The organism is Streptococcus sp. HMSC066F01, assembly GCF_001837335.1.
GTDB classification, from domain to species: domain Bacteria; phylum Bacillota; class Bacilli; order Lactobacillales; family Streptococcaceae; genus Streptococcus; species Streptococcus oralis_S.
On sequence record NZ_KV832115.1, the window covers coordinates 21234 to 44780 of the forward strand.

Here is a 23547-nt window from a genome sequence, read left to right on the forward strand (position 1 = left end):
AAGGTATAAAAAATGACATACGAAGTAAAATCTCTTAATGAAGAATGTGGTGTTTTCGGTATCTGGGGGCATCCAGACGCTGCTAAATTGACCTATTTTGGTCTCCACAGTCTTCAGCACCGTGGTCAGGAGGGGGCAGGAATCCTCTCCAATGATCTGGGACAATTGAAGCGTCATCGTGATATGGGACTTTTATCAGAAGTATTCAGAAATCCAGCTAATTTGGATAAATTGACTGGAACGAGCGCGATTGGGCATGTGCGTTACGCGACTGCTGGCGAAGCTTCTGTTGACAACATCCAGCCCTTCCTCTTTCGCTTTCATGATATGCAGTTTGGACTTGCTCACAACGGAAACTTGACCAATGCCGAATCGCTCAAGAAAGAATTGGAACAAAGAGGAGCTATTTTCAGTTCAACTTCGGACTCGGAAATCTTGGCTCACCTCATTCGTCGGAGTCACAATCCGAACTTGATGGGCAAAATCAAAGAGGCGCTCAGCCTTGTCAAAGGTGGATTTGCTTATATCCTGCTGTTTGAGGACAAGTTGATTGCTGCGCTTGATCCTAATGGTTTTCGTCCACTTTCTATTGGGAAAATGGCAAACGGAGCGGTGGTGGTTTCGTCAGAAACCTGTGCTTTTGAAGTTATTGGTGCTGAGTGGATTCGCGATGTAAAACCAGGAGAGATTGTAATCGTAGATGACAATGGGATTCAGTACGATAGCTATACGAATGATACCCAGTTGGCGATTTGCTCTATGGAGTATATTTATTTTGCCCGTCCTGACTCTAATATCCATGGTGTCAACGTCCATACAGCTCGCAAACGTATGGGGGCCCAATTAGCGCGTGAGTTCAAGCACGAAGCAGATATTGTGGTCGGTGTGCCAAATTCCTCACTCAGCGCAGCTATGGGATTTGCAGAAGAATCTGGTCTGCCAAATGAAATGGGTCTCATCAAAAACCAATACACCCAACGCACCTTTATCCAACCGACTCAAGAATTGCGGGAGCAAGGGGTGCGGATGAAACTGTCAGCTGTTTCAGGTGTTGTCAAAGGCAAACGTGTGGTGATGATTGATGATTCCATTGTTCGGGGGACAACCTCTCGTCGCATCGTTCAGCTTTTGAAAGAAGCGGGGGCGTCCGAGGTTCACGTTGCTATTGGAAGTCCTGCGCTAGCTTATCCATGTTTCTATGGGATTGATATCCAGACTCGTCAGGAACTAATCGCGGCCAATCATACAGTTGAAGAAACCTGCCAAATTATTGGTGCGGATAGCCTGACCTATCTTTCGATTGATGGCTTGATTAACTCTATCGGGATTGAAACAGATGCACCGAATGGTGGTCTCTGTGTCGCTTACTTTGACGGTGACTACCCAACTCCTCTCTACGACTATGAAGAAGAATATCGTAGAAGCTTAGGGGATAAGACCAGTTTTTACAAATAGACGGATAAAGACTCTCCATGAAAGGAAAGGAAGAGAAGATGACAAATAAAAATGCTTATGCTCCACGTCTCGCTACTGACTAAAAGCTAAAGCATTTGTCAGTAGACGCTTTGCCCTATGGGATCAAAGCTAGAGCCCTGACTAGTATTTTTAGATAAAATAATTGTTTATCTAAAAATACGTCGCAATCTTCTCAAAGAAAAGGAAAAATAAAATGGCAAATAAAAATGCGTACGCCCAGTCGGGTGTAGATGTTGAAGCGGGTTATGAAGTTGTTGAGCGGATCAAAAAGCATGTGGCTCGCACGAAGCGTGCGGGTGTCATGGGAGCTCTTGGTGGTTTCGGTGGCATGTTTGACCTCTCAAAAACAGGTGTCAAAGAGCCCGTCTTGATTTCAGGGACTGACGGTGTCGGAACCAAGCTCATGCTGGCTATCAAGTACGACAAGCACGATACCATCGGGCAGGACTGTGTGGCCATGTGTGTCAATGATATCATCGCTGCAGGAGCTGAGCCTCTTTACTTCCTTGACTACGTAGCGACAGGGAAGAATGAACCAGCCAAGCTAGAACAAGTCGTTGCTGGTGTGGCAGAAGGTTGTGTGCAGGCAGGCGCTGCCCTCATCGGTGGGGAAACGGCTGAAATGCCTGGTATGTATGGCGCAGATGATTATGACTTGGCTGGTTTTGCAGTAGGTGTGGCTGAAAAATCTCAAATCATTGACGGCTCAAAGGTGTCTGAAGGCGATGTTCTTCTCGGACTTGCCTCAAGTGGGATCCACTCAAATGGTTACTCACTCGTGCGTCGTGTTTTTGCCGACTACACAGGTGAGGAAGTCTTGCCAGAATTGGAAGGCAAGAAACTCAAGGAAGTCCTTCTTGAACCAACTCGTATCTACGTTAAAGCTGTTCTACCGCTCATCAAGGAAGAGTTAGTCAACGGTATTGCCCATATCACTGGTGGTGGATTTATCGAGAATGTCCCTCGTATGTTTGCGGCTGACCTAGCTGCGGAAATTGAAGAAGACAAGGTTCCAGTCCTCCCTATTTTCAAAGCTCTTGAAAAATACGGTGAAATCAAGCATGAAGAAATGTTTGAAATCTTCAATATGGGTGTTGGACTCATGTTGGCAGTTAGCCCTGAAAATGTAGGTCGTGTCAAAGAATTGCTGGATGAACCAGTCTATGAAATTGGTCGCATTGTTAAGAAAGAAAACGAAAGTGTCATCATCAAATGAAAAAAATAGCGGTTTTTGCCTCTGGTAATGGCTCAAATTTTCAGGTGATTGCCGAAGAATTTCCGGTGGAGTTTGTCTTTTCAGACCATCGTGACGCCTATGTGCTCGAGCGTGCAGACAAGCTCGGTGTCCTGTCCTATGCTTTTGAACTCAAGGAGTTTGAGAACAAGGCGGACTACGAAGCAGCTCTTGTCGAGCTCTTGGAAGAACACCAGATTGACTTGGTTTGTTTGGCGGGTTATATGAAAATCGTCGGCCCAACCTTATTGGCGGCTTATGAAGGTCGAATTATCAACATTCATCCGGCCTACCTGCCAGAATTTCCAGGAGCTCATGGGATTGAGGACGCTTGGAAAGCTGATGTCGCTGAGAGTGGTGTGACCATTCACTGGGTGGACTCAGGTGTGGATACAGGCAAGGTCATCAAACAAGTCCGTGTGCCACGTCTAGCTGATGATACCATCGAAAGCTTTGAAGCTCGTATTCATGAGGCAGAGTACAAGTTGTATCCAGAGGTTATTAGAGAATTATTGGATAAGTAAATGAAAGGAAATAAAATGACTAAACGCGCCTTAATCAGTGTCTCAGACAAAGCGGGCATTGTTGAATTTGCCCAAGAACTTAAAAAACTTGATTGGGATATCATCTCAACAGGTGGGACAAAGGTTACCCTTGATAATGCTGGTGTGGAGACCATTGCAATTGATGATGTGACGGGCTTCCCAGAAATGATGGACGGTCGTGTCAAGACCCTTCACCCAAATATCCACGGTGGCCTCTTGGCTCGTCGTGATTTGGATAGCCACCTTGAGGCGGCTAAGGACAATAAGATCGAGCTTATCGACCTTGTAGTGGTCAACCTCTATCCTTTCAAGGAAACAATCCTCAAACCAGACGTGACGTACGCTGACGCAGTTGAAAATATCGATATCGGTGGGCCATCCATGCTTCGTTCAGCAGCTAAAAACCATGCCAGCGTGACAGTTGTGGTAGACCCTGCTGACTATGCTGTGATTTTGGACGAATTGGCAGCAAATGCTGAAACGACTCATGAAACTCGTCAACGTTTGGCAGCCAAGGTTTTCCGTCACACTGCGGCTTATGATGCTTTGATTGCGGAATACTTCACAGCTCAAGTCGGAGAAAGCAAACCTGAAAAGCTCACTTTGACTTACGACCTTAAGCAACCAATGCGTTACGGTGAAAACCCTCAACAAGATGCCGATTTCTACCAAAAAGCCTTGCCGACTGACTATTCGATTGCATCAGCGAAACAGCTCAACGGTAAGGAATTGTCCTTCAATAACATTCGTGATGCGGATGCGGCCATCCGTATTATCCGTGATTTCAAAGACCGTCCAACAGTGGTGGCTTTGAAACACATGAATCCGTGCGGTATCGGTCAAGCTGATGACATCGAAACTGCTTGGGATTACGCTTATGAGTCTGACCCAGTGTCTATCTTTGGTGGAATTGTCGTTCTCAATCGTAAGGTGGATGCTGCGACTGCTGAGAAGATGCACGGCGTTTTCCTTGAGATCATCATCGCACCGAGCTATACGGATGAAGCGCTAGCCATTTTGACCAACAAAAAGAAAAACTTGCGCATCCTTGCCTTGCCATTTGATGCTCAAGATGCTAGTGAGGTAGAGGCAGAATACACAGGCGTGGTCGGTGGACTTCTTGTGCAAAACCAAGACGTGGTCAAGGAAAGCCCAGTTGACTGGCAAGTGGTGACCAAACGCCAGCCAACTGAGACAGAAGCGACTGCTCTTGAGTTCGCTTGGAAGGCTATCAAGTACGTCAAATCAAACGGTATCATCGTAACCAACAACCATATGACACTCGGTGTTGGCCCCGGTCAAACCAATCGTGTGGCTTCCGTCCGTATTGCCATTGAACAAGCCAAAGACCGTCTTGACGGCGCTGTCCTTGCTTCCGATGCCTTTTTCCCATTTGCGGATAACGTGGAAGAAATCGCCAAAGCAGGTATCAAAGCCATCATCCAACCAGGTGGATCAGTACGTGACCAAGAGTCTATCGAAGCGGCGGACAAATATGGCTTGACCATGGTCTTCACAGGAGTGAGACATTTTAGGCATTAAAAAACGAAAGGGAAGAAAACAGTTTCTTTCCTTTTTTGGTTTAAAATGCTAAGTGAAACAAGATTAAAACGAACGTTTATGATATAATGTTAGTAAATAATTCGCCAAAGAGGTTGAGAGATGAAGCTATTAGTTGTCGGTTCGGGTGGTCGTGAACATGCGATTGCTAAGAAATTATTTGAATCAAAAGACGTTGAAAAAGTCTTTGTGGCTCCTGGGAATGACGGGATGACTCTGGATGGCCTGGAATTGGTAAACATCTCTATTTCCGAACATTCTAAGTTAATTGAGTTTGCAAAGGCCAACGATATTGCTTGGACCTTCATCGGGCCAGATGATGCCCTTGCTGCTGGAATTGTGGATGATTTTAACCAAGCTGGTCTCAAAGCCTTTGGTCCAACAAGATTGGCAGCGGAGCTGGAGTGGTCCAAGGATTTTGCTAAGGAAATCATGGTCAAATACGACGTTCCGACAGCAGCCTATGGCACATTTTCGGATTTCGAGGCAGCTAAGGCTTATATCGAAGAGAAAGGCGCTCCAATCGTTGTTAAGGCGGATGGATTGGCGCTTGGGAAAGGTGTTGTCGTAGCTGAAACGGTTGAGCAAGCGGTCGAAGCTGCCCACGAGATGCTTTTGGACAATAAATTTGGTGACTCGGGGGCGCGAGTGGTCATCGAGGAATTCCTTGACGGAGAAGAGTTCTCTCTCTTTGCCTTTGTCAATGGGGACAAGTTCTACATCATGCCAACGGCTCAGGACCATAAACGTGCTTACGATGGCGACATGGGCCCTAACACGGGCGGTATGGGAGCTTATGCGCCAGTTCCTCACTTGCCACAGAGCGTAGTTGATACGGCGGTTGACACCATTGTCAAGCCAGTCCTTGAAGGGATGATCAAAGAAGGTCGTCCTTATCTTGGTGTCCTTTATGCGGGGCTTATTTTAACTGCTGATGGTCCGAAGGTCATCGAGTTCAACGCTCGATTTGGAGATCCCGAAACACAGATTATCTTGCCTCGTTTGACATCTGACTTTGCGCAAAATATCACGGATATTCTCGATGACAAGGAGCCGAACATCACATGGACGGACAAGGGCGTGACTCTGGGTGTGGTTGTCGCATCCAAGGGCTACCCGTTAGATTATGCAAAGGGTGTCGAGTTGCCAACTAAGACAGAAGGCAATATTATCACCTACTATGCAGGGGCTAAGTTTGCGGAAAATAGCAGAGCACTGCTATCCAACGGCGGACGAGTCTATATGCTCGTCACCACAGCCGATACCGTTAAAGAAGCCCAAGATACCATCTACAAGGAACTCGACAAACAAAACACAGAAGGCCTCTTCTACCGAACAGATATCGGAAGCAAGGCTATAAAGTAAAAGTATAAAAATAACGCGACGAAGTCGCCAAATACGATAATGGTTGCATAACTTGCGAGCATTAGCGAGCAATAAAATAACAATCACCGCCGTTGTGAAAGAACGATTGGCTTATAAGCCAATCGTTCAGGGAAATCGGAAGACCTTGGGCTTCCGATTTAGGCATGAGACACCTTTGGTGGCTGCTGCCGTCCCTCACAACCTAAGGTGATTGTTGAAAGGAAGAAAAAGGAGAAGAAATGAAACCAGTAATTTCCATCATCATGGGCTCAAAATCCGACTGGGCTACCATGCAAAAAACCGCCGAAGTTCTAGACCGTTTCGGTGTGGCCTACGAAAAGAAAGTTGTCTCTGCCCACCGTACTCCAGACCTCATGTTCAGACATGCGGAGGAGGCACGTAGCCGTGGTATCAAGGTCATCATTGCAGGTGCTGGTGGCGCAGCCCATTTGCCAGGAATGGTTGCTGCTAAAACAACCCTTCCAGTCATTGGTGTGCCCGTCAAATCTCGTGCCCTTAGTGGCGTGGACTCGCTCTACTCTATCGTACAGATGCCGGGTGGCGTGCCTGTTGCAACTATGGCTATCGGTGAAGCAGGAGCGACAAATGCAGCCCTCTTTGCCCTCCGTCTCCTTTCAGTAGAGGACCAGGCTATTGCTACAGCATTGGCAGATTTTGCAGAAGAGCAAGGAAAAATCGCAGAGGAGTCTACCAATGAGCTCATCTAAAACAATCGGAATTATCGGTGGCGGTCAGCTGGGGCAGATGATGGCCATTTCTGCTATCTACATGGGGCACAAGGTCATCGCGCTGGATCCTGCGACGGATTGCCCAGCCTCTCGTGTTGCGGAAATCATCGTAGCACCTTATAACGATGTGGCTGCCCTCCATCAGTTGGCTGAGCGTTGCGATGTCCTCACCTATGAATTTGAAAATGTCGATGCTGACGGCTTGGATGCTGTCATCAAGGATGGTCAGCTTCCTCAAGGAACAGACCTGCTCCGCATTTCGCAAAATCGCATCTTTGAAAAGGACTTTCTCTCAAACAAGGCCCAAGTCACTGTGGCACCCTACAAGGTCGTGACTTCTAGCCAAGACTTGGCAGATATCGATCTATCGAAAAACTATGTCCTTAAGACCGCGACTGGAGGCTACGATGGGCATGGACAAAAGGTTATTCGCTCGGAAGCAGACTTGGAAGAATCCTATTCGCTAGCAGATTCAGCAGACTGTGTCTTGGAAGAATTTGTCAACTTTGACCTTGAGATTTCAGTCATCGTATCAGGGAATGGCAAGGACGTGACAGTATTCCCAGTTCAGGAAAATATCCACCGCAACAATATCCTGTCTAAGACCATTGTGCCAGCTCGCATTTCAGAAAGTCTAGCTGATAAAGCCAAAGCCATGGCAGTGCGAATCGCAGAACAGCTGAACTTGTCTGGAACTCTCTGCGTGGAAATGTTTGCGACGGCTGATGATATAATCGTCAATGAGATTGCCCCACGGCCACACAACTCTGGCCACTACTCAATCGAAGCCTGTGACTTCTCCCAGTTTGACACGCATATCTTGGGTGTTCTAGGAGTGCCACTTCCAGCAATCCACCTTCATGCACCAGCCGTTATGCTCAACGTTCTCGGCCAACACGTCGAGGTCGCTGAAAAGTATGTCGCAGAAAATCCAAGCGCCCACCTCCACCTGTATGGTAAAATAGAAGCAAAGCACAACCGCAAGATGGGACATGTGACTTTGTTTAGTGATGTGCCGGATAGTGTGGAAGAGTTTGGGGAAGGGATTGATTTTTGAAATGGCAGAAGAATTTGATGAATTGCCAGATGATGAAATAACGACCGTAACACTGACTTATACGGACGATTTGATTGTTCCAGAGATTGCGGATAGAGAGGGGATTCATATTTTAGAGAGAGCTGGCAATCAGCTAGTCTTAGAATATTCTTGTTCTGTGAAGGAAGTAAAGGATTATCTGAGTAGTTACGGCCTGCCTAGACATCCTGAGAGAATTTCATTTGAATTTTCTATACATGAAGACCCAGAAAATGATAATCTTTAAAGCTAAATGGAGATCAGTTTATGATTCGAATCATCGTAAACGCTTTTGTAGAAGAAGGCAAAGAAACTGCTGTTGTGGAAGTGCTCTTTGCTAGTAGCGACCAGGAAACAGTAAAGGCCAAATATCAAGAACTGACAGCTCAGTATCCAGACAATTATTTGGCAATCTACGACTTGCCGCTGGATACTGACCTTAACACCCTGCCACATTATCCGTCGGTAGCGATAAGCAAGGAGGAGTTTAATTAGCCTATGAAAACTATTGGTCTGATTGGTGGTATGAGTTGGGAAAGCACCACATCTTACTACCAAATCATCAACGAAACCATCAAAAAAGAGCTGGGTGGCCTGCATTCTGCTAAGATTCTACTTTATAGTGTTGATTTTGCAGAGATTGAGCATTATCAGGCAGTTGGAGACTGGGAGAAAAGCGGTCAACTGTTGGCAGATGTTGCTCATCGCTTGGAGCAAGCTGGTGCAGATTTCATTGTTATTTGTACCAACACCATGCACAAGGTTGCTCCGCAGATACAAGAACAGATTACGATTCCAATCTTGCATATTGCGCAGGCAACTGCGCAGGCCTTGTTGGCTGACGGTATTCAAAAAGTCGGCCTCCTAGGGACCAAGTACACCATGACTCAAGATTTTTACAAGGAGAAATTAATAGAGTCTGGGTTAGAAGTGCTGATTCCAGACCAAGCTGGAATTACAGAGGTCAATCGAATCATTTATGACGAACTTTGCCTAGGGAACATCAAAGAAAGCTCAAAGCAGACTTATCTTGCCGTTATAGATGATTTGAAAAAAGCAGGCGCTGAAGCTGTTATCTTGGGTTGCACCGAGATTGGTCTTCTCGTCAAGCAATCCGGCACTGACCTGCCACTCTACGACACAACAGTGATTCATGCAGAGAAAGCGGCGGAGTGGGCGGTAAATAAATGATTATTGAAGACAAGCACAACCGTAGGGTAGGGCATATAACTTTGTTTAGTGATGTGCCGGATAGTGTGGTTGAATTAGGGAAAGGGATTGATTTTTAAAATGGTAGAAGAATTCGATGATATATTTGAAGATGATATTACTACTCTGACATTTACTTATGCGGATGATGTAGTCATTCCAGAAATTCCGGATGCAGAAGGGATTCATGTTGTAGAAAGAACAAATAATCAACTAGTTATAGAGCATACCCGCGATGATGATGAGGTCTATGATTATATAAAGAGTTGCGGATTAACAAGTCGCCCTATAAAACTTTCGATTGAATTTTTTGCTTACGAAGATCCTGAGGAAGAAGAAAATTTTTAGAATTTAATGGAGAAATCTATGATTCAACTCATCATCAACGCATTTGTTGAAAAAGAGAAGACTGGGGCAGTCGTCGAAGTCTTGTATGCTAGTGGCGACCACGAAAAAGTGAAAGCTAAGTATGAAGAACTAGTTGCACAATATCCTGAAAACTATTTAGCTCTCTATGATATACCGCTAGATAAGGATTTGAATACACTAGATCACTACCCATCAGTATGGATTGGGAAAGAGGAGTTTGAGTAGGGTTAATATGGTAAATTTTAATATCTTTGAATATGAACAAATGATTGGTGATTTAATTCACGATACTTTTTATGTAGGATTAACAAGAAGAGGTAAAATAAAAGGGATCAGGCAATTCTCAGAAGTTATAGTTAGAAAAATATTAAATATTGGGAGTGATACTTATTTTACATTAGGAAAAGCTGAGCATATGGAACAATTTAAGAAACTTTCCAACAATAGGAAAGTGTATTTAAAAGCCTCCATTGAGAAGATACGCCCATTGGGAAATGATGGAACACATACTCAACATACAGAGGAGTTTTCTGATGATGAACTTAATCAAGTAAAAGATGGCTTATTTGATTTATATGCTTATCTCTTTATTGATTACTTTTTGAAGTATCCTATGAATTTATTGTCTCCTGCTCAGGTCATGGGTGATTTTTCGCTGTTGCCCCCAATTATAAGATATAAGACTTTACAATATTTGTATGATAATGAAGCTAATCTACAAATCGCAAACAGGTACTGTTTATCAATTATAAAAACTTATGATAAACCTACTGCTTTTAGGTGGTTAGAAGAGGAAAGGGAAAGGCTTTATCAGATACATTATCCAACTCAAGAAGAAGCTGAGGAATATTATATTAATCGAGGAGTTCAAATTTCTTCAACTCAAATTCAAGTGAACATTCAATTATGGAGGTACAGTAACGTATATGATTTATTAAAAGATAAGGTTATAGACCCTAGAACTTCTGTTAATGAATCAGGTAAAATGTATTCAAATTTTGAACAAGCGAAAAAATGTTATGAAAATAATAATGTTCTTACTTCAAGTAATATAGAGGAAGCTAAAGAATTCTATAATGCTGTGAAATATAAGTTTTCTAACAATATTGAAAAAGTTAAAAATTTCTATAGGTTAAATAATTTATATTTTCCTGAAAACGATGAGCGTACTTTTGATGAATTCAAAGATTTTGGAGAATTAATGGAATTTGTGTTTATGGGCAGGAGGCAATATAGCTAGAAAATAGTTAGATCATTTATTGGAATAGTTTGATGAATTTAAGTCTCGATACCTGAATATCCAGAAAAATATTTCGCAATTTATAATGTGTTTATGAATGTGGATTTAAATATAGTAGAAATTCCCCATCCTTGTGTATTTGGAAAGAAGACATTGAGTGAGAAATAGTATTTATATAATGTTTTTCAAGAAAGAAAGGAAAATTAAACATGATTGAAAGATATAGCCGCCCTGAAATGGCGAACATTTGGAGTGAAGAAAATAAATACCGTGCTTGGCTTGAGGTGGAAATCTTGGCTGACGAGGCATGGGCTGAGTTGGGGGAAATCCCTAAGGAAGATGTGGCTTTGATTCGCGAGAAAGCGGACTTTGACATCGACCGTATTTTAGAGATTGAGCAAGAGACGCGCCACGATGTGGTTGCCTTCACGCGTGCGGTTTCTGAGACGCTTGGCGAAGAGCGCAAGTGGGTCCACTATGGGTTGACCTCTACCGACGTGGTGGATACTGCCTATGGTTACCTTTACAAGCAAGCCAACGACATCATTCGTCGTGACCTTGAAAACTTCACCAACATCATCGCTGATAAGGCTAAGGAGCACAAGTTCACCATCATGATGGGTCGTACCCACGGTGTGCATGCGGAGCCAACAACTTTTGGTCTTAAATTGGCGACTTGGTACAGCGAAATGAAGCGCAACATCGAGCGTTTCGAGCATGCGGCTGCTGGAGTGGAAGCTGGTAAGATCTCTGGTGCGGTTGGTAACTTTGCCAATATCCCACCATTTGTAGAGAAATACGTCTGCGACAAACTTGGTATCCGTGCCCAAGAAATCTCTACACAGGTCCTTCCTCGTGACCTTCACGCTGAGTACTTTGCAGTTCTTGCCAGCATCGCGACTTCAATCGAACGTATGGCGACTGAGATTCGTGGTTTGCAAAAATCTGAGCAGCGCGAAGTGGAAGAATTCTTTGCCAAGGGGCAAAAAGGCTCATCTGCGATGCCTCACAAGCGCAATCCTATCGGTTCTGAAAATATGACAGGTTTGGCGCGTGTTATCCGTGGTCACATGGTGACGGCCTATGAAAACGTCGCTCTCTGGCACGAACGTGATATTTCTCACTCATCAGCTGAGCGTATCATCACACCGGATACGACTATTTTGATTGACTACATGCTCAACCGTTTTGGAAATATCGTCAAGAACTTGACGGTCTTCCCAGAAAACATGATCCGCAACATGAACTCAACTTTTGGTCTTATCTTTAGTCAGCGGGCTATGTTGACCTTGATTGAAAAAGGCATGACTCGTGAGCAAGCCTATGACTTGGTGCAACCAAAAACAGCCTACTCTTGGGATAACCAAGTAGACTTCAAACCGCTTCTAGAAGCAGATCCAGAAGTGACATCACGCCTCACTCAAGATGAAATTGATGAAATCTTCAACCCGGCATACTACACTAAACGAGTGGATGATATCTTTGAACGTATCGGACTTGGTGATTAATCCTAACAATAAAAAGCGAGATTTAATCTCGCTTTTTTGTATGCTTATCGAAGGGATTAATCTTCTTTTCTCTTAGTGAGTCCGTAGGCTGCTAGTGTGGCCATGAGTCCTGCTGCGACCAAGCCCGCAGAGTCTTGACTTCCTGTTGCAGGGAGTTGTTTTTCATCTGCTTTGCTAGTAGTTGTTTCAGCTTGCTCAGCTTTCTCAACGGCAGTTCCGACTTCGACAACCTGAGCGACCGCTTCCTGCGATACCGCACTATTGACAAGGGTTCTTTCTTTCTTACCGTCAGCAGTAGTGCTGACAGAGTAGAAAATCGTACGACGGCCATTTACACCAGTAACGACGATTTGCGTTTGTCCGAGTGGTAATTGTGGATTTTCACGTGTTACGGTAGTGAACGGAATCTCTTCTTCTTGGATGTCCAGTCTTGGTTTTGCCTCTGTGGCTGGAGCAAGACCGTGTTCATCTCCTTTGTGAGTAATAGGGGCGCCGATTTCAACCACCTGGGTCACAGGTTCTTTGGTTACTTGGCTATCTAGAACCGTTTCTGTTTGTTTCCCATTTTCAGTAAGGACGGAGATGTAATGAGTGCGTTCGCCCTCTACACCTGGTGTGATGATTTTTTCCTGACCAGCTGGGAGATTCGGATTTTCCTTCTTGATAACTTCAAATGGAATCTTTTCTGCTCTTGTGATGAGTTCCGGTTTGGTTTCAACATTGGCAGCTAGTTCATTTTCATCGAGGCTTCCTGAGTGAGTTGTCGCTGGTTTAAGGCCTAGGCGGGCTGCCTTGAGTTTGGCTACAAGAGCGTCTAACTCGGCTTGTTTGTTACGATTGAGGTTGTAGTTGAGAGCTTCTTTAGCTGCATTTAGGGCATCCAAGCTTTCCTGGCTGTATCCTTCCAAGTTAGTAGGGATTTGAGCAAGCTCCTCACGGAGAGCATTGTAGTCAGCGCGGAAGTAGTCTTTGTTGTGGTCTGCGAAGGCAGTCATGAGTTCAAAGATTTCTTCTTCCTTGTACTCAGCACTTGGTTTGTCTGCCCAGATAGCAAGCATGCTTCCGACGGTTGGAAGGTCTACTTCTGGATACTTGGTAGATGCAAGCTGGTTAAATGGCACTTTACCAGAGTTTTCAAGTGCTTTTGATAGTGGGTAGGCTTCATCTGGTTTGTGATTGCCTAGGACGTAGTACCAGTCTCCGTTGGTGTTGAGGAGTTTATAGCCTTTGCTTGCTAGGTACTGAGGCGTTGCAAGGTTATAGCCCCACCATCCCTTAGACCAGTAAGAGATGATGACATCCTTGTCAAACTCAACATCATCCTTGTCTTCGTAGTAGAAACCATCGTTGAAGGCCATTGGTTGAAGGCCTCTTTCTTTGGCCATGGCAGCAAGGGTGTTAGAGTATTCAGCAAACTTGCCATAGAGTCCATACCATTTGAGGTAGTACCAGCCTTGCGCGTTGGTGGCATCATTGGCATATTCGTCTGTACCGTAGTTGAAGATCTTTGTCTTGCCTGCAAAGAAGTCCATGTACTTGCCGATGAGGGCTTTGACAAAGTTCATCGCCTCTTCGTTTTCAAGGTCCATGGTTGTTTTGGAGACCTTGTCAAAGTTGGCTTGAGGATTCTTGATTCCAAGTTTTTCCATAGCGACGAGCATGGCATCCATGTGACCTGGGCTGTTGATTGCTGGGATGAGTCCGAGGCCTTTTGATTTTGCGTATTCGATCAATTCAGTGATTTCAGCTTGACTAAGAGTGGTACCATTTGGATCATCGTAGTAAGCTTTTGTTCCTTCAATGATGGCATTTTTGACATCGTCACTTGCATAAGTTTTTCCGTTAGCAGTGATGGTCATATCATCAAGTAGGAAGCGAAGTCCATCATTTCCTAGGAGGAGATGCACATCAGAATATCCAAGTTCGCTAGCCTTGTCTACGATGCGTTTGAGTTGGTCAAGTGTGAAGTACTTACGTCCAGCATCGATAGAGATTACTTTGTTCTTGGCAAGCTTTTCAACTTCGCGTTTCGCGTCTTCTTCTTTTTGAGCTTCTGGTGTGAAGGTTAGGTTGCTAACAGCTTCTTGGAGTTTCGCGATTGCTTGGTCAATGGTGTCTTGTTGGGCACGGCTGAGGTTGCTATCGAGTGAGCGAATGGCTTTTTCAGCTTCTTTGACAGCTGCGACACTTTCCGCAGTATAGCGGTTAAGGCCTGATGGGACTTCTTTCAGAGCTTGCTCAGCAGACTCATAGTCGGCAGCAAAGTACTCAGCATTTGCATTTGCGAAGCTACGCATGAGTTTGAAGAGACGTGATGGAGAATAGCGTGCTGATGGAGTATCTGCCCAAGCAGCTACCATACCACCGATGAAAGGAATATCTGCTCCTTCAGATTTTGGTACAGAAGTGATTGGAGTGCTCTTGATTCCATTGAGTCCTTGGTCCAGGTTGTACCAACCTTGACCATCGGCATTTCGTCCGAGAACATAGTACCAAGCATCGTTGGTATTAAGGATTTGGTGGCCTTTTTCAACTAGAAGTTTAGAAGAAGCGACGTCGTATCCGCCCCATCCACCAGTCCACATAGAAACGATGATGTCTTTGTCAAAGGTTCCAAAGCTAGTGTCGCTATTATAGTAGATACCGTCGTTAAAGGCCATTGGTTTGAGACCGTGAGATTTAACGATACGAGCAAGGTCATTAGCGTAGGCGATAAATTTATCATAACCCTTGTCTGGGAATCCATCTTCTGGATACCATTTATAGGCTTGAAGAACGCTCCAGCCTTTGGCGTTTGTAGCATCATTGGCGTACTCGTCCAGTCCGATATTGAAGATGTCTGTTTTGCCAGCGAAGTAAGCAGCATACTTGTCGATCAGAGCTTTGGTAAATGCAAGAGCTTCTTTGTTATCAAGGTCAACGGTACGAGCAGATTCCTTACCAAAGTAGTTGAAGTTCGGTTTTTGGATACCTAGTTCTTTCATGGCATGCAAAATCGCATCCATGTGACCAGGGCTGTTTACAGTTGGGATGAGACCAATGCCTTTGTTTTTAGCATAGTTGATCAAGTCCGTCATCTGACTTTCTGTCAAATGGTTGCCGTTTGGATCCTTGTAGTAGGCATCGGTTCCGTTTTCAAGTGCACGTTTGACATCGTCGCTTGCATAGGTTTTGCCATTGGCTTTGATCGTCATGTCGTCCAGCATGAAACGCATGCCATCATTTCCAACTAGTAAATGAAGATCGGTATAACCATAGTGTTTGGCTTTGTCGATGATTTCTTTGAGTTGGTCTGGAGAGAAGTACTTGCGTCCAGCGTCGATTGAGATCATTTTTCTTTTTGCCAGTTTTTCATTTACCTGAGCTGCTCGTTCTGTGCTAGGAGTGGCTATTGCAGGTGTGACGACTTCATTTTTCTTTTCGGAAGAAGTGCTTTCGGCAGGAGTTTCAGCTGGGGCAGGGTTTTCTTTCTCGGCGCTAGGAGTTGGACTAGCATTTTCTGTCACAACTGGTGCGCTTGACTCTTCGGTTGTTGGAGTAACTGTTTGAGGAGCCTCCTGGTCTTCTTTGACCTCCTCTTTTACAGGTTTGTCAGCCTTTTCTTCCAGTTTTTCTGGGACCTTAGAGTCTACAGGTTCTTCGGTTGCTTGTGGGCTCTCCTGAATCGTTTGAACAGTTTCTACAGCTGTTGGAGCTGGAGTAATCTCGTCGGCAGCTACGACTTGTGCGCTAAAAGCAAATCCTATAAGTACAGAAGCTGCCCCAACCGCGTATTTACGGATGGAGAAGCGCTGTTTCTTTTCTAGTTTCATGACAAAACCTCCTTGTTATTATCATATATGATAGCGTTTACATAAAACCAATTTTATTTTATTATCTGCGGAGTAAAATGTCAAGTGGGTTTATATAAGAACTATAATAAATAGAGGAAATCATAAGATTTAGGAGAAATTTGCTAATAAGGGATAAAACAGAGGAAAAATCAGACGAAAATTTACCTTGTTTTTAGTAAAAATGCTACTAATTAAATAAGAGCCCTTCATAGCGTTTTCACAATTTCTTTCTCGTGCTATAATGAATAGAGAAAAAGCCTGAGCTAGGCTCAGGCTTTTTCTTAATGACCTCGGTTACATGAGATGAATTTGATTTTGTAGTAGTCTGCTCGCTTATAAGTTTCACTATAGGCAAGGACTTGGCCAGTGGCCTCAAGTTTTGTAGTCTTGGTTTGGAAGACAGTTGGGAATTGTGTATCGATTCCGAGTACAGAAGCAGCATGCTCTGGTGTTGGGAATGCGATTTCGTTGATTTCCTCAAAATGTTCATCACTCATGTGAATGCGGTAATCCAATTTGAAACGTGTATAGATAGAGCTATAATAGTCAAGATTTGGATAGTTGGCATTGATGTATTGCTCAGGAATATAAGATGTGTGGTAGATGTATGTTACGTCGTTTGTCTGACGAATACGTTCAATCTTATAGTAGAATTGATCTCCACGTAGTCCAAGTTTATCTAAATATTCAAGTTTGTTTCCGCGCTCGATAGAAAGGACAGTAACTTTATCGTCTTTTGTTTCAAAGATTTCAACATCTGAAAACTCAACGAGTTTGTGCTTGCGGGCACGTGAGACGAAAGTACCTTTACCTTGTTGGCGGACAATGTAGCCGTCTTTAGCAAGGTCATTTAAGGCACGAACAACTGTGATTGAACTCACATCGTACATCGCGATCAATTCGGCTTCTGTATAAAATTTATCTCCACTTGCAAATTGACCAGAGATGATTTTGTTTTTTAATTCATCTTTAATATATTGGTATTTAGGAATAGCCATAAATTTCACCTCGATTCTCTTTCTCCAATTTTGATTTTACCACAAATATAAAGAAAAGAGTAGTATTAAGGTCAAAAAATTAAAATAATAGACTAAAAATGTTATTTTACATGTAAAAAAATTCATTTGATGTTCTTGTGAATTATCATACATAAAAAGATCGTTTTCATGCTATTTTTAGATAATTTCGGTAAACGGTAAGTAAAAAAATAGAAAAATTTTAAATAATTTTCTAAAACCTATTGACAAATGCAAAAGATTTGATTATAGTTAATATTATAATAAATGAAAGCGCAAACTTAATTCGTCAGAGGTAATAACATGACCAGATTTAAAATTGAGGACGATTTCTATTTAGACGAAAAACCGTTCAAGATTTTGTCCGGCGCCATTCATTATTTTAGGATTCCAGCAGAGGATTGGTATCATTCTCTCTATAACTTAAAGGCGCTTGGCTTTAATACAGTCGAGACCTATGTGGCTTGGAATTTACACGAACCTGTTGAAGGGGAGTTTGATTTTGAAGGTGCCAGAAATTTGGAGAGATTTCTTCAAATTGCACAAGATTTGGGTCTCTATGCCATTGTACGCCCGTCTCCATTTATCTGTGCGGAATGGGAATTTGGTGGCTTGCCGGCTTGGCTCTTGACCAAGGACATGCGAATTCGCTCGTCCGACCCGGCCTACATCGAGGCTGTTGCTCGCTATTATGACCAATTATTGCCAAGGCTTGTGCCTCGCTTGTTGGATAATGGCGGAAACATTCTCATGATGCAAGTCGAAAATGAATATGGCTCTTATGGAGAAGATAAGTCTTATCTACGAGCAATTCGGAAATTGATGGAAGACCGAGGGATTGATTGCCCACTCTTTACTTCAGATGGTCCATGGAGGGCTACTCTGAAAGCTGGAACCTTGATCGAAGACGACCTCTTTGTGACAGGAAACTTCGGTTCTAAAGCTCCGTACAACTTTTCACAGATGCAGGAATTCTTTGATGAGCATGGCAAGAAATGGCCCCTCATGTGTATGGAATTCTGGGATGGTTGGTTCAACCGTTGGAAAGAACCCATCATCACTCGTGATCCTAAAGAATTGGCAGAAGCTGTTCGAGAGGTATTGGAGCAAGGCTCTATCAACCTTTACATGTTCCATGGTGGTACAAACTTTGGTTTCATGAATGGTTGCTCGGCTCGAGGAACTCTGGATTTGCCGCAAGTCACATCTTATGACTATGACGCCCTTCTTGATGAAGAAGGAAATCCAACTGCTAAATACCTAGCAGTCAAGAAGATGATGGCAACACACTTCCCAGAGTATCCACAGTTGGAACCACTCTATAAGGAAAGCATGGAGATAGGGTCCATTCCATTGGTCGAAAAAGTTTCCTTGTTTGAAACTCTGGATAGTCTCTCTAGTCCTACTGAAAGCCTCTATCCAAAAGCAATGGAAGAACTTGGTCAAAGCTATGGCTACCTTCTCTATCGTACTGAAGCAAGTTGGGATGCAGAAGAGGAACGTCTCCGTATCATTGATGGACGTGACCGAGCTCAACTCTTTGTAGATGGTCAATGGATTGCTACTCAATACCAGACAGAGATTGGTGAAGACATCTACTGTCAGGGTAACCGAGAAGGCTTTTCAGAGATTGACATCTTGATCGAAAATATGGGGCGTGTCAACTACGGACATAAGTTCTTGGCAGATACGCAGCGTAAAGGAATTCGTACAGGTGTCTGCAAGGATCTACATTTCTTACTGAATTGGAAACAATATCCACTACCACTGGATAATCCTGAGAAAATTGATTTTTCAAAAGGATGGACAGAAGGACAACCAGCCTTTTACGCTTTCGACTTCACCGTTGAAGAGCCGAAGGATACCTACTTAGACTTGTCTGAGTTTGGTAAGGGCGTTGCCTTTGTCAACGGGCGCCACCTAGGGCGTTTCTGGAACGTCGGCCCGACCCTCTCACTTTATATCCCTCATTGTTATCTCAAGGAAGGTGCGAACCGCATCATCATCTTTGAAACTGAGGGCGAATATAAAGAAGAGATTCATTTAACTCGTAAACCTACACTAAAAAACATAAAGGGGGAAAACTTATGACAATTGTAGGATGCCGTATCGATGGACGTTTGATCCACGGTCAAGTAGCCAATCTTTGGGCTGGAAAACTAAATGTTTCACGCATTATGGTTGTAGACGACGAAGTTGTTAACAACGACATCGAAAAGAGTGGTTTGAAGCTTGCGACACCACCAGGTGTGAAACTCAGTATCTTGCCAGTTGAGAAAGCAGCAGCAAATATCCTTGCTGGTAAATACGATAGCCAACGTCTCTTTATCGTTGCACGTAAACCAGACCGTTTCCTTGGTTTGGTCGAAGCAGGTGTTCCGCTTGAAACACTCAACGTCGGCAATATGTCTCAAACACCAGAAACTCGCTCTATCACACGTTCTATCAACGTGGTAGACAAGGATGTGGAAGATTTCCACAAACTAGCAGAAAAAGGTGTGAAACTCACTGCTCAAATGGTTCCAAATGATCCAGTTTCAGACTTTTTGAGCTTATTAAAATAGGAAAAAATTTTTAGGAGGTCATTGTTATGATACAATGGTGGCAAATTTTACTTCTCACTTTGTACTCAGCTTATCAAATCTGTGATGAGTTGACAATCGTTTCATCTGCAGGTTCCCCTGTATTCGCTGGTTTCATTACTGGTTTGATCATGGGAGATGTGACAACTGGTTTGTTTATCGGTGGTAGCTTGCAGTTGTTCGTTCTCGGGGTTGGTACCTTCGGTGGTGCTTCTCGTATCGACGCAACTTCTGGTGCGGTTCTTGCAACAGCATTCTCTATCTCTCAAGGTATTGATACAGATCTTGCGATTACAACAATCGCTGTACCAGTAGCAGCACTTTTGACATACTTCGACGTTCTTGGACGTATGACAACTACTTTCTTTGCACACCGTATTGATGCTGCGATCGAACGCTTTGACTACAAAGGTATCGAACGCAACTACCTACTTGGTGCGCTTCCATGGGCTCTTTCTCGTGCCCTTCCAGTATTCTTCGCTCTTGCTTTTGGTGGTGCTTTCGTACAATCAGTAGTAGACCTTGTTAAAGAATACCAATGGGTTGCAGACGGTTTGACACTTGCAGGTCGTATGCTTCCAGGTCTTGGATTTGCAATCTTGCTTCGTTACCTTCCAGTTAAACGTAACCTTCACTACCTTGCAATGGGATTCGGTTTGACAGCTATGTTGACTGTTCTTTACTCATATGTAACAGGTCTTGGTGGCGCTGTTGCGGGTATCCTTGGTACCCTTCCTGCTGATGTTGCTGAAAAGATTGGCTTTGCTAACAACTTCAAAGGTTTGTCTATGATCGGTATCTCTATCGTAGGTATCTTCCTTGCAGTTGTTCACTTTAAGAACAGCCAAAAAGTAGCTGTAGCAGCACCTTCTACACCATCAGAAAGTGGGGAAATCGAAGATGACGAATTCTAATTACAAACTTACAAAAGAAGATTTTAATCAAATCAACAAACGTAGCTTGTTTACTTTCCAATTAGGTTGGAACTACGAACGTATGCAAGCTTCTGGTTACCTTTACATGATCTTGCCTCAATTGCGTAAAATGTATGGGGATGGAACTCCTGAATTGAAAGAAATGATGAAAGTTCATACTCAATTCTTCAACACTTCACCATTCTTCCACACAATTATCGCTGGTTTTGACCTTGCCATGGAAGAAAAAGATGGTGTGGGTTCAAAAGATGCCGTTAACGGTATCAAGACAGGTTTGATGGGACCATTTGCTCCTCTTGGAGATACAATCTTTGGTTCACTTGTACCTGCTATCATGGGATCTATCGCAGCAACTATGGCTATCGCTGGCCAACCATGGGGTATCTTCCTTTGGATCGCAGTTGCAGTTGCTTATGACATCTTCCGTTGGAAACAATTGGAATTTGCCTACAAAGAAGGGGTTAACCTTATCAACAACATGCAAAGTACTTTGACAGCTTTGATTGATGCTGCATCTGTACTTGGTGTCTTCATGATGGGTGCTCTTGTAGCAACAATGATCAACTTTGAGATTTCTTACAAATTGCCAATCGGTGAAAAGATGATTGACTTCCAAGACATCTTGAACTCAATCTTCCCACGCTTGCTTCCAGCAATCTTTACTGCCTTTATCTTCTGGTTGCTTGGTAAGAAAGGTATGAACTCTACTAAAGCGATCGGTATCATTATCGTTCTTGCAGTAGGTCTTTCATTCATCGGTAAATTCTTGCTTGGAATGGGCGCATAATTTATGAGTAAATCATTAATTTTGGTGAGTCATGGTCGTTTCTGTGAAGAACTTAAAGGTAGCACAGAAATGATCATGGGTCCACAGGACAACATTCATGCAGTGGCTCTTCTTCCAGAAGATGGTCCAGAAGAATTTACTGCAAAATTTGAAGCTGCTATCGAAGGATTGGATGATTTCCTAGTCTTTGCGGATCTTCTCGGTGGAACACCATGTAACGTGGTAAGCCGTTTGATTATGGAAGGTCGCGATATTGAACTCTACGCAGGGATGAATCTTCCAATGGTGATTGAATTTATCAATGCGAGCCTTACAGGTGCAGATGCGGATTATAAGAGCCGTGCTGCAGAAAGCATTGTAAAAGTCAATGACCTGTTAGCGGGCTTCGATGATGACGAAGATGAATAATACTCTTCGAAAATCAAATTCAAACTACGTCAGCGTCGCCTTGCCGTATAGATGTTACTGACTTCGTCAGTTCTATCTGCAACCTCAAAGCAGTGCTTTGAGCAACCTGCGGCTAGCTTCCTAGTTTGCTCTTTGATTTTCATTGAGTATAAGATGTAACAACGTGAAAATCGTTAGAACAGCTTGTATAAAATATACATGGGAATGGGAGTCACTCCCATTCCCATATTTTCAATAGGAATGAAACAACAATAGATTAGAGGAACTCTATGCTAAATTACACAAAAGAAGAATTACTTGAACTGGGTGCAGAAATCACGACTCGTGAAATCTACCAACAGCCTGATGTATGGAAAGAAGCTTTTGAAGCCTATCAAGCGAAACGGGAAGAAATTGCAGCCTTTCTGCAAGGGATCGCTGATAAACATGACTATATCAAGGTCATCTTGACGGGTGCTGGTACTTCTGCTTATGTGGGAGATACCTTGGTACCATACTTTAAGGAAGTCTATGACGAACGCAAATGGAATTTCAATGCCATTGCGACAACTGATATTGTTGCCAACCCAGAAACCTATCTGAAAAAAGATGTGGCGACTATCCTTGTTTCCTTTGCTCGTAGTGGGAATTCTCCTGAAAGTGTGGCGACGGTTGATTTGGCCAAAGCCTTGGTTGATGACCTCTATCAAGTGACCATTACATGTGCTGCAGATGGTAAATTGGCTCTTCAAGCTCATGGCGATGAGCGCAATCTTTTGCTCTTGCAACCAGCTGCTTCCAATGACGCTGGATTTGCCATGACTTCTAGCTTTACGTCTATGATGCTAACAGCTCTCTTGGTTTTTGATCCTACAGAATTTGCTGTGAAAGCTCAACGTTTTGAAGTTGTGACGAGCCTTGCGCGTAAGATTCTAGACAATGCAGAAGATGTTAAAGAGCTGGTTGACCTCGACTTTAATCGTGTTATCTACCTAGGCGCTGGTCCTTTCTTTGGACTTGCTCATGAAGCTCAGCTCAAGATTTTGGAATTAACAGCTGGTCAAGTGGCGACCATGTATGAAAGCCCAGTTGGCTTCCGTCACGGTCCAAAATCTCTTATCAACGAAGATACAGTTGTTTTGATCTTTGGTACAACGACAGACTACACTCGCAAGTACGATTTGGACTTGGTTCGTGAAGTGGCTGGTGATCAGATTGCTCGTCGTGTTGTGCTCTTGAGTGATCAAGCCTTTGGTCTTGAAAATGTCAAAGAAGTAGCACTTGGTTGTGGCGGTGTCTTGAACGATATTTACCGTGTCTTCCCTTACATCGTTTATGCCCAACTCTTTGCCCTATTGACTTCACTCAAGGTAGAAAATAAACCAGATACACCGTCTCCTACAGGTACCGTAAACCGTGTGGTACAAGGTGTGATCATTCATGACTATCAAAAATAAGGAAGTGTCTATGAGTAAATTACAATTAAGTCCCAATAAAGTAGCTTGCTTGCAAAAACTCTCTGACGAGAACGGCATTATCTCAGCTCTTGCCTTTGACCAACGTGGTGCTTTGAAACGCCTCATGGCTCAATACCAAACAGAAGAACCAACAGTGGCTCAAATGGAAGAACTCAAGGTTTTGGTTGCAGATGAATTGACAAAATACGCATCCTCTATG

23 protein-coding genes and 2 pseudogenes are annotated in these 23547 nt (G+C 43.6%); 23 read left to right on the forward strand and 2 right to left on the reverse strand.

Annotated features, from left to right (window positions below; all coding sequences use genetic code 11):
* The first annotated feature begins 12 nt into the window (after window positions 1-12).
* The 16 genes and pseudogenes from purF (at window position 13) to purB (ending at window position 12330) form a co-directional block, all read left to right on the forward strand.
* Entirely contained in the window at window positions 13-1455 is a 1443-nt protein-coding gene (gene purF, locus HMPREF2655_RS03765; protein WP_070837645.1) for an amidophosphoribosyltransferase, read from the forward strand.
* A gap of 214 nt (window positions 1456-1669) precedes the next feature.
* Complete coding sequence (gene purM / locus HMPREF2655_RS03770; protein ID WP_070837647.1) at window positions 1670-2692, forward strand: phosphoribosylformylglycinamidine cyclo-ligase; 1023 nt, start codon at window positions 1670-1672, stop codon at window positions 2690-2692.
* Window positions 2689-3234 (forward strand): phosphoribosylglycinamide formyltransferase, encoded by a 546-nt coding sequence (gene purN, locus HMPREF2655_RS03775; protein ID WP_070837649.1) that lies wholly within the window; start codon window positions 2689-2691, stop codon window positions 3232-3234. Before purM ends, purN begins: the two co-directional genes overlap by 4 nt.
* Window positions 3235-3249: 15 nt before the next feature.
* A complete protein-coding gene (purH, locus tag HMPREF2655_RS03780; RefSeq protein WP_070837651.1) occupies window positions 3250-4797 on the forward strand; it encodes a bifunctional phosphoribosylaminoimidazolecarboxamide formyltransferase/IMP cyclohydrolase in 1548 nt (515 codons plus the stop codon).
* Window positions 4798-4917: 120 nt separating this feature from the next.
* Entirely contained in the window at window positions 4918-6180 is a 1263-nt protein-coding gene (purD, locus tag HMPREF2655_RS03785; RefSeq protein ID WP_070837653.1) for a phosphoribosylamine--glycine ligase, read from the forward strand.
* Window positions 6181-6274: 94 nt separating this feature from the next.
* Window positions 6275-6391: a phosphoribosylaminoimidazole carboxylase gene (locus HMPREF2655_RS10520; protein ID WP_082243824.1), complete on the forward strand. Its 117-nt coding sequence runs from the start codon at window positions 6275-6277 to the stop codon at window positions 6389-6391.
* A 28-nt stretch (window positions 6392-6419) separates the two neighbouring features.
* Complete coding sequence (purE, locus tag HMPREF2655_RS03790) at window positions 6420-6908, forward strand: 5-(carboxyamino)imidazole ribonucleotide mutase (protein ID WP_000805606.1); 489 nt, start codon at window positions 6420-6422, stop codon at window positions 6906-6908.
* Window positions 6895-7986, forward strand: coding sequence for a 5-(carboxyamino)imidazole ribonucleotide synthase (gene purK, locus HMPREF2655_RS03795; RefSeq protein WP_070837655.1), 1092 nt, complete (start codon window positions 6895-6897; stop codon window positions 7984-7986). Before purE ends, purK begins: the two co-directional genes overlap by 14 nt.
* 1 nt (window position 7987) lies before the next feature.
* A complete protein-coding gene (locus tag HMPREF2655_RS03800; RefSeq protein ID WP_070837657.1) occupies window positions 7988-8251 on the forward strand; it encodes a hypothetical protein in 264 nt (87 codons plus the stop codon).
* Window positions 8252-8271: 20 nt separating this feature from the next.
* Entirely contained in the window at window positions 8272-8499 is a 228-nt protein-coding gene (locus HMPREF2655_RS03805) for a phosphoribosylaminoimidazole carboxylase (protein WP_070837660.1), read from the forward strand.
* Between the two features lie 3 nt (window positions 8500-8502).
* Window positions 8503-9195 carry an aspartate/glutamate racemase family protein gene (locus HMPREF2655_RS03810; RefSeq protein ID WP_070837662.1) on the forward strand — a complete coding sequence of 231 codons (693 nt, stop codon included), beginning with the start codon at window positions 8503-8505 and terminating at the stop codon, window positions 9193-9195.
* Window positions 9196-9197: 2 nt separating this feature from the next.
* Window positions 9198-9293 (forward strand): annotated as a pseudogene (locus HMPREF2655_RS09965) (phosphoribosylaminoimidazole carboxylase); the annotation flags it as partial.
* 1 nt (window position 9294) lies between these two features.
* Window positions 9295-9561 (forward strand): hypothetical protein, encoded by a 267-nt coding sequence (locus tag HMPREF2655_RS03815; protein ID WP_142352126.1) that lies wholly within the window; start codon window positions 9295-9297, stop codon window positions 9559-9561.
* A gap of 18 nt (window positions 9562-9579) precedes the next feature.
* On the forward strand, window positions 9580-9807 hold the full coding sequence (locus HMPREF2655_RS03820) for a hypothetical protein (RefSeq protein WP_049479226.1): 228 nt from the start codon (window positions 9580-9582) through the stop codon (window positions 9805-9807).
* A gap of 7 nt (window positions 9808-9814) precedes the next feature.
* Entirely contained in the window at window positions 9815-10822 is a 1008-nt protein-coding gene (locus tag HMPREF2655_RS03825; RefSeq protein WP_049479225.1) for a hypothetical protein, read from the forward strand.
* 209 nt (window positions 10823-11031) lie between these two features.
* Window positions 11032-12330 carry an adenylosuccinate lyase gene (gene purB, locus HMPREF2655_RS03830; RefSeq protein ID WP_070837664.1) on the forward strand — a complete coding sequence of 433 codons (1299 nt, stop codon included), beginning with the start codon at window positions 11032-11034 and terminating at the stop codon, window positions 12328-12330.
* 56 nt (window positions 12331-12386) lie between these two features.
* Here the strand turns inward: purB and strH are convergent, their stop codons facing one another.
* Together strH and HMPREF2655_RS03840 are read right to left on the reverse strand one after the other, a co-directional pair.
* On the reverse strand, window positions 12387-16142 hold the full coding sequence (strH, locus tag HMPREF2655_RS03835) for an LPXTG-anchored beta-N-acetylhexosaminidase StrH (protein WP_070837666.1): 3756 nt from the start codon (window positions 16140-16142) through the stop codon (window positions 12387-12389).
* 302 nt (window positions 16143-16444) lie between these two features.
* Entirely contained in the window at window positions 16445-17161 is a 717-nt protein-coding gene (locus HMPREF2655_RS03840; protein ID WP_001007181.1) for a GntR family transcriptional regulator, read from the reverse strand.
* A gap of 321 nt (window positions 17162-17482) precedes the next feature.
* Between HMPREF2655_RS03840 and HMPREF2655_RS03845 the strand changes: the two genes are divergently transcribed.
* From HMPREF2655_RS03845 to HMPREF2655_RS03875, 7 genes and pseudogenes are all read left to right on the forward strand, one after another.
* Window positions 17483-19270: a glycoside hydrolase family 35 protein gene (locus tag HMPREF2655_RS03845; RefSeq protein ID WP_070837668.1), complete on the forward strand. Its 1788-nt coding sequence runs from the start codon at window positions 17483-17485 to the stop codon at window positions 19268-19270.
* Entirely contained in the window at window positions 19267-19743 is a 477-nt protein-coding gene (locus tag HMPREF2655_RS03850) for a PTS sugar transporter subunit IIB (RefSeq protein ID WP_000156968.1), read from the forward strand. The genes HMPREF2655_RS03845 and HMPREF2655_RS03850 overlap by 4 nt, the downstream gene beginning before the upstream one ends.
* Before the next feature lie 26 nt (window positions 19744-19769).
* Entirely contained in the window at window positions 19770-20675 is a 906-nt protein-coding gene (locus HMPREF2655_RS03855) for a PTS mannose/fructose/sorbose/N-acetylgalactosamine transporter subunit IIC (RefSeq protein WP_000616991.1), read from the forward strand.
* Window positions 20662-21483 carry a PTS system mannose/fructose/sorbose family transporter subunit IID gene (locus HMPREF2655_RS03860; protein ID WP_000185287.1) on the forward strand — a complete coding sequence of 274 codons (822 nt, stop codon included), beginning with the start codon at window positions 20662-20664 and terminating at the stop codon, window positions 21481-21483. The genes HMPREF2655_RS03855 and HMPREF2655_RS03860 overlap by 14 nt, the downstream gene beginning before the upstream one ends.
* A gap of 3 nt (window positions 21484-21486) precedes the next feature.
* Complete coding sequence (locus HMPREF2655_RS03865; RefSeq protein WP_000045700.1) at window positions 21487-21891, forward strand: PTS sugar transporter subunit IIA; 405 nt, start codon at window positions 21487-21489, stop codon at window positions 21889-21891.
* Window positions 21892-22160: 269 nt separating this feature from the next.
* A complete protein-coding gene (locus tag HMPREF2655_RS03870) occupies window positions 22161-23327 on the forward strand; it encodes an SIS domain-containing protein (protein ID WP_070837670.1) in 1167 nt (388 codons plus the stop codon).
* 10 nt (window positions 23328-23337) lie between these two features.
* Window positions 23338-23547: pseudogene (locus HMPREF2655_RS03875) on the forward strand (tagatose-bisphosphate aldolase); the annotation flags it as partial.

Coding starts and splice junctions, on each gene's coding strand:
- purD (WP_070837653.1), top strand. CDS start 4,918: ATGAAGCTATTAGTTGTCGGTTCGGGTGGTCGTGAACATGCGATTGCT.
- HMPREF2655_RS03850 (WP_000156968.1), top strand. CDS start 19,267: ATGACAATTGTAGGATGCCGTATCGATGGACGTTTGATCCACGGTCAA.
- HMPREF2655_RS03815 (WP_142352126.1), top strand. CDS start 9,295: ATGGTAGAAGAATTCGATGATATATTTGAAGATGATATTACTACTCTG.
- HMPREF2655_RS03840 (WP_001007181.1), bottom strand. CDS start 17,161: ATGGCTATTCCTAAATACCAATATATTAAAGATGAATTAAAAAACAAA.
- HMPREF2655_RS03810 (WP_070837662.1), top strand. CDS start 8,503: ATGAAAACTATTGGTCTGATTGGTGGTATGAGTTGGGAAAGCACCACA.
- HMPREF2655_RS03870 (WP_070837670.1), top strand. CDS start 22,161: ATGCTAAATTACACAAAAGAAGAATTACTTGAACTGGGTGCAGAAATC.
- purM (WP_070837647.1), top strand. CDS start 1,670: ATGGCAAATAAAAATGCGTACGCCCAGTCGGGTGTAGATGTTGAAGCG.
- purF (WP_070837645.1), top strand. CDS start 13: ATGACATACGAAGTAAAATCTCTTAATGAAGAATGTGGTGTTTTCGGT.
- purE (WP_000805606.1), top strand. CDS start 6,420: ATGAAACCAGTAATTTCCATCATCATGGGCTCAAAATCCGACTGGGCT.
- purB (WP_070837664.1), top strand. CDS start 11,032: ATGATTGAAAGATATAGCCGCCCTGAAATGGCGAACATTTGGAGTGAA.
- HMPREF2655_RS03865 (WP_000045700.1), top strand. CDS start 21,487: ATGAGTAAATCATTAATTTTGGTGAGTCATGGTCGTTTCTGTGAAGAA.
- HMPREF2655_RS03800 (WP_070837657.1), top strand. CDS start 7,988: ATGGCAGAAGAATTTGATGAATTGCCAGATGATGAAATAACGACCGTA.
- purN (WP_070837649.1), top strand. CDS start 2,689: ATGAAAAAAATAGCGGTTTTTGCCTCTGGTAATGGCTCAAATTTTCAG.
- HMPREF2655_RS03825 (WP_049479225.1), top strand. CDS start 9,815: ATGGTAAATTTTAATATCTTTGAATATGAACAAATGATTGGTGATTTA.
- purH (WP_070837651.1), top strand. CDS start 3,250: ATGACTAAACGCGCCTTAATCAGTGTCTCAGACAAAGCGGGCATTGTT.
- HMPREF2655_RS03820 (WP_049479226.1), top strand. CDS start 9,580: ATGATTCAACTCATCATCAACGCATTTGTTGAAAAAGAGAAGACTGGG.
- HMPREF2655_RS03860 (WP_000185287.1), top strand. CDS start 20,662: ATGACGAATTCTAATTACAAACTTACAAAAGAAGATTTTAATCAAATC.
- HMPREF2655_RS03855 (WP_000616991.1), top strand. CDS start 19,770: ATGATACAATGGTGGCAAATTTTACTTCTCACTTTGTACTCAGCTTAT.
- HMPREF2655_RS03805 (WP_070837660.1), top strand. CDS start 8,272: ATGATTCGAATCATCGTAAACGCTTTTGTAGAAGAAGGCAAAGAAACT.
- purK (WP_070837655.1), top strand. CDS start 6,895: ATGAGCTCATCTAAAACAATCGGAATTATCGGTGGCGGTCAGCTGGGG.
- HMPREF2655_RS03845 (WP_070837668.1), top strand. CDS start 17,483: ATGACCAGATTTAAAATTGAGGACGATTTCTATTTAGACGAAAAACCG.
- strH (WP_070837666.1), bottom strand. CDS start 16,142: ATGAAACTAGAAAAGAAACAGCGCTTCTCCATCCGTAAATACGCGGTT.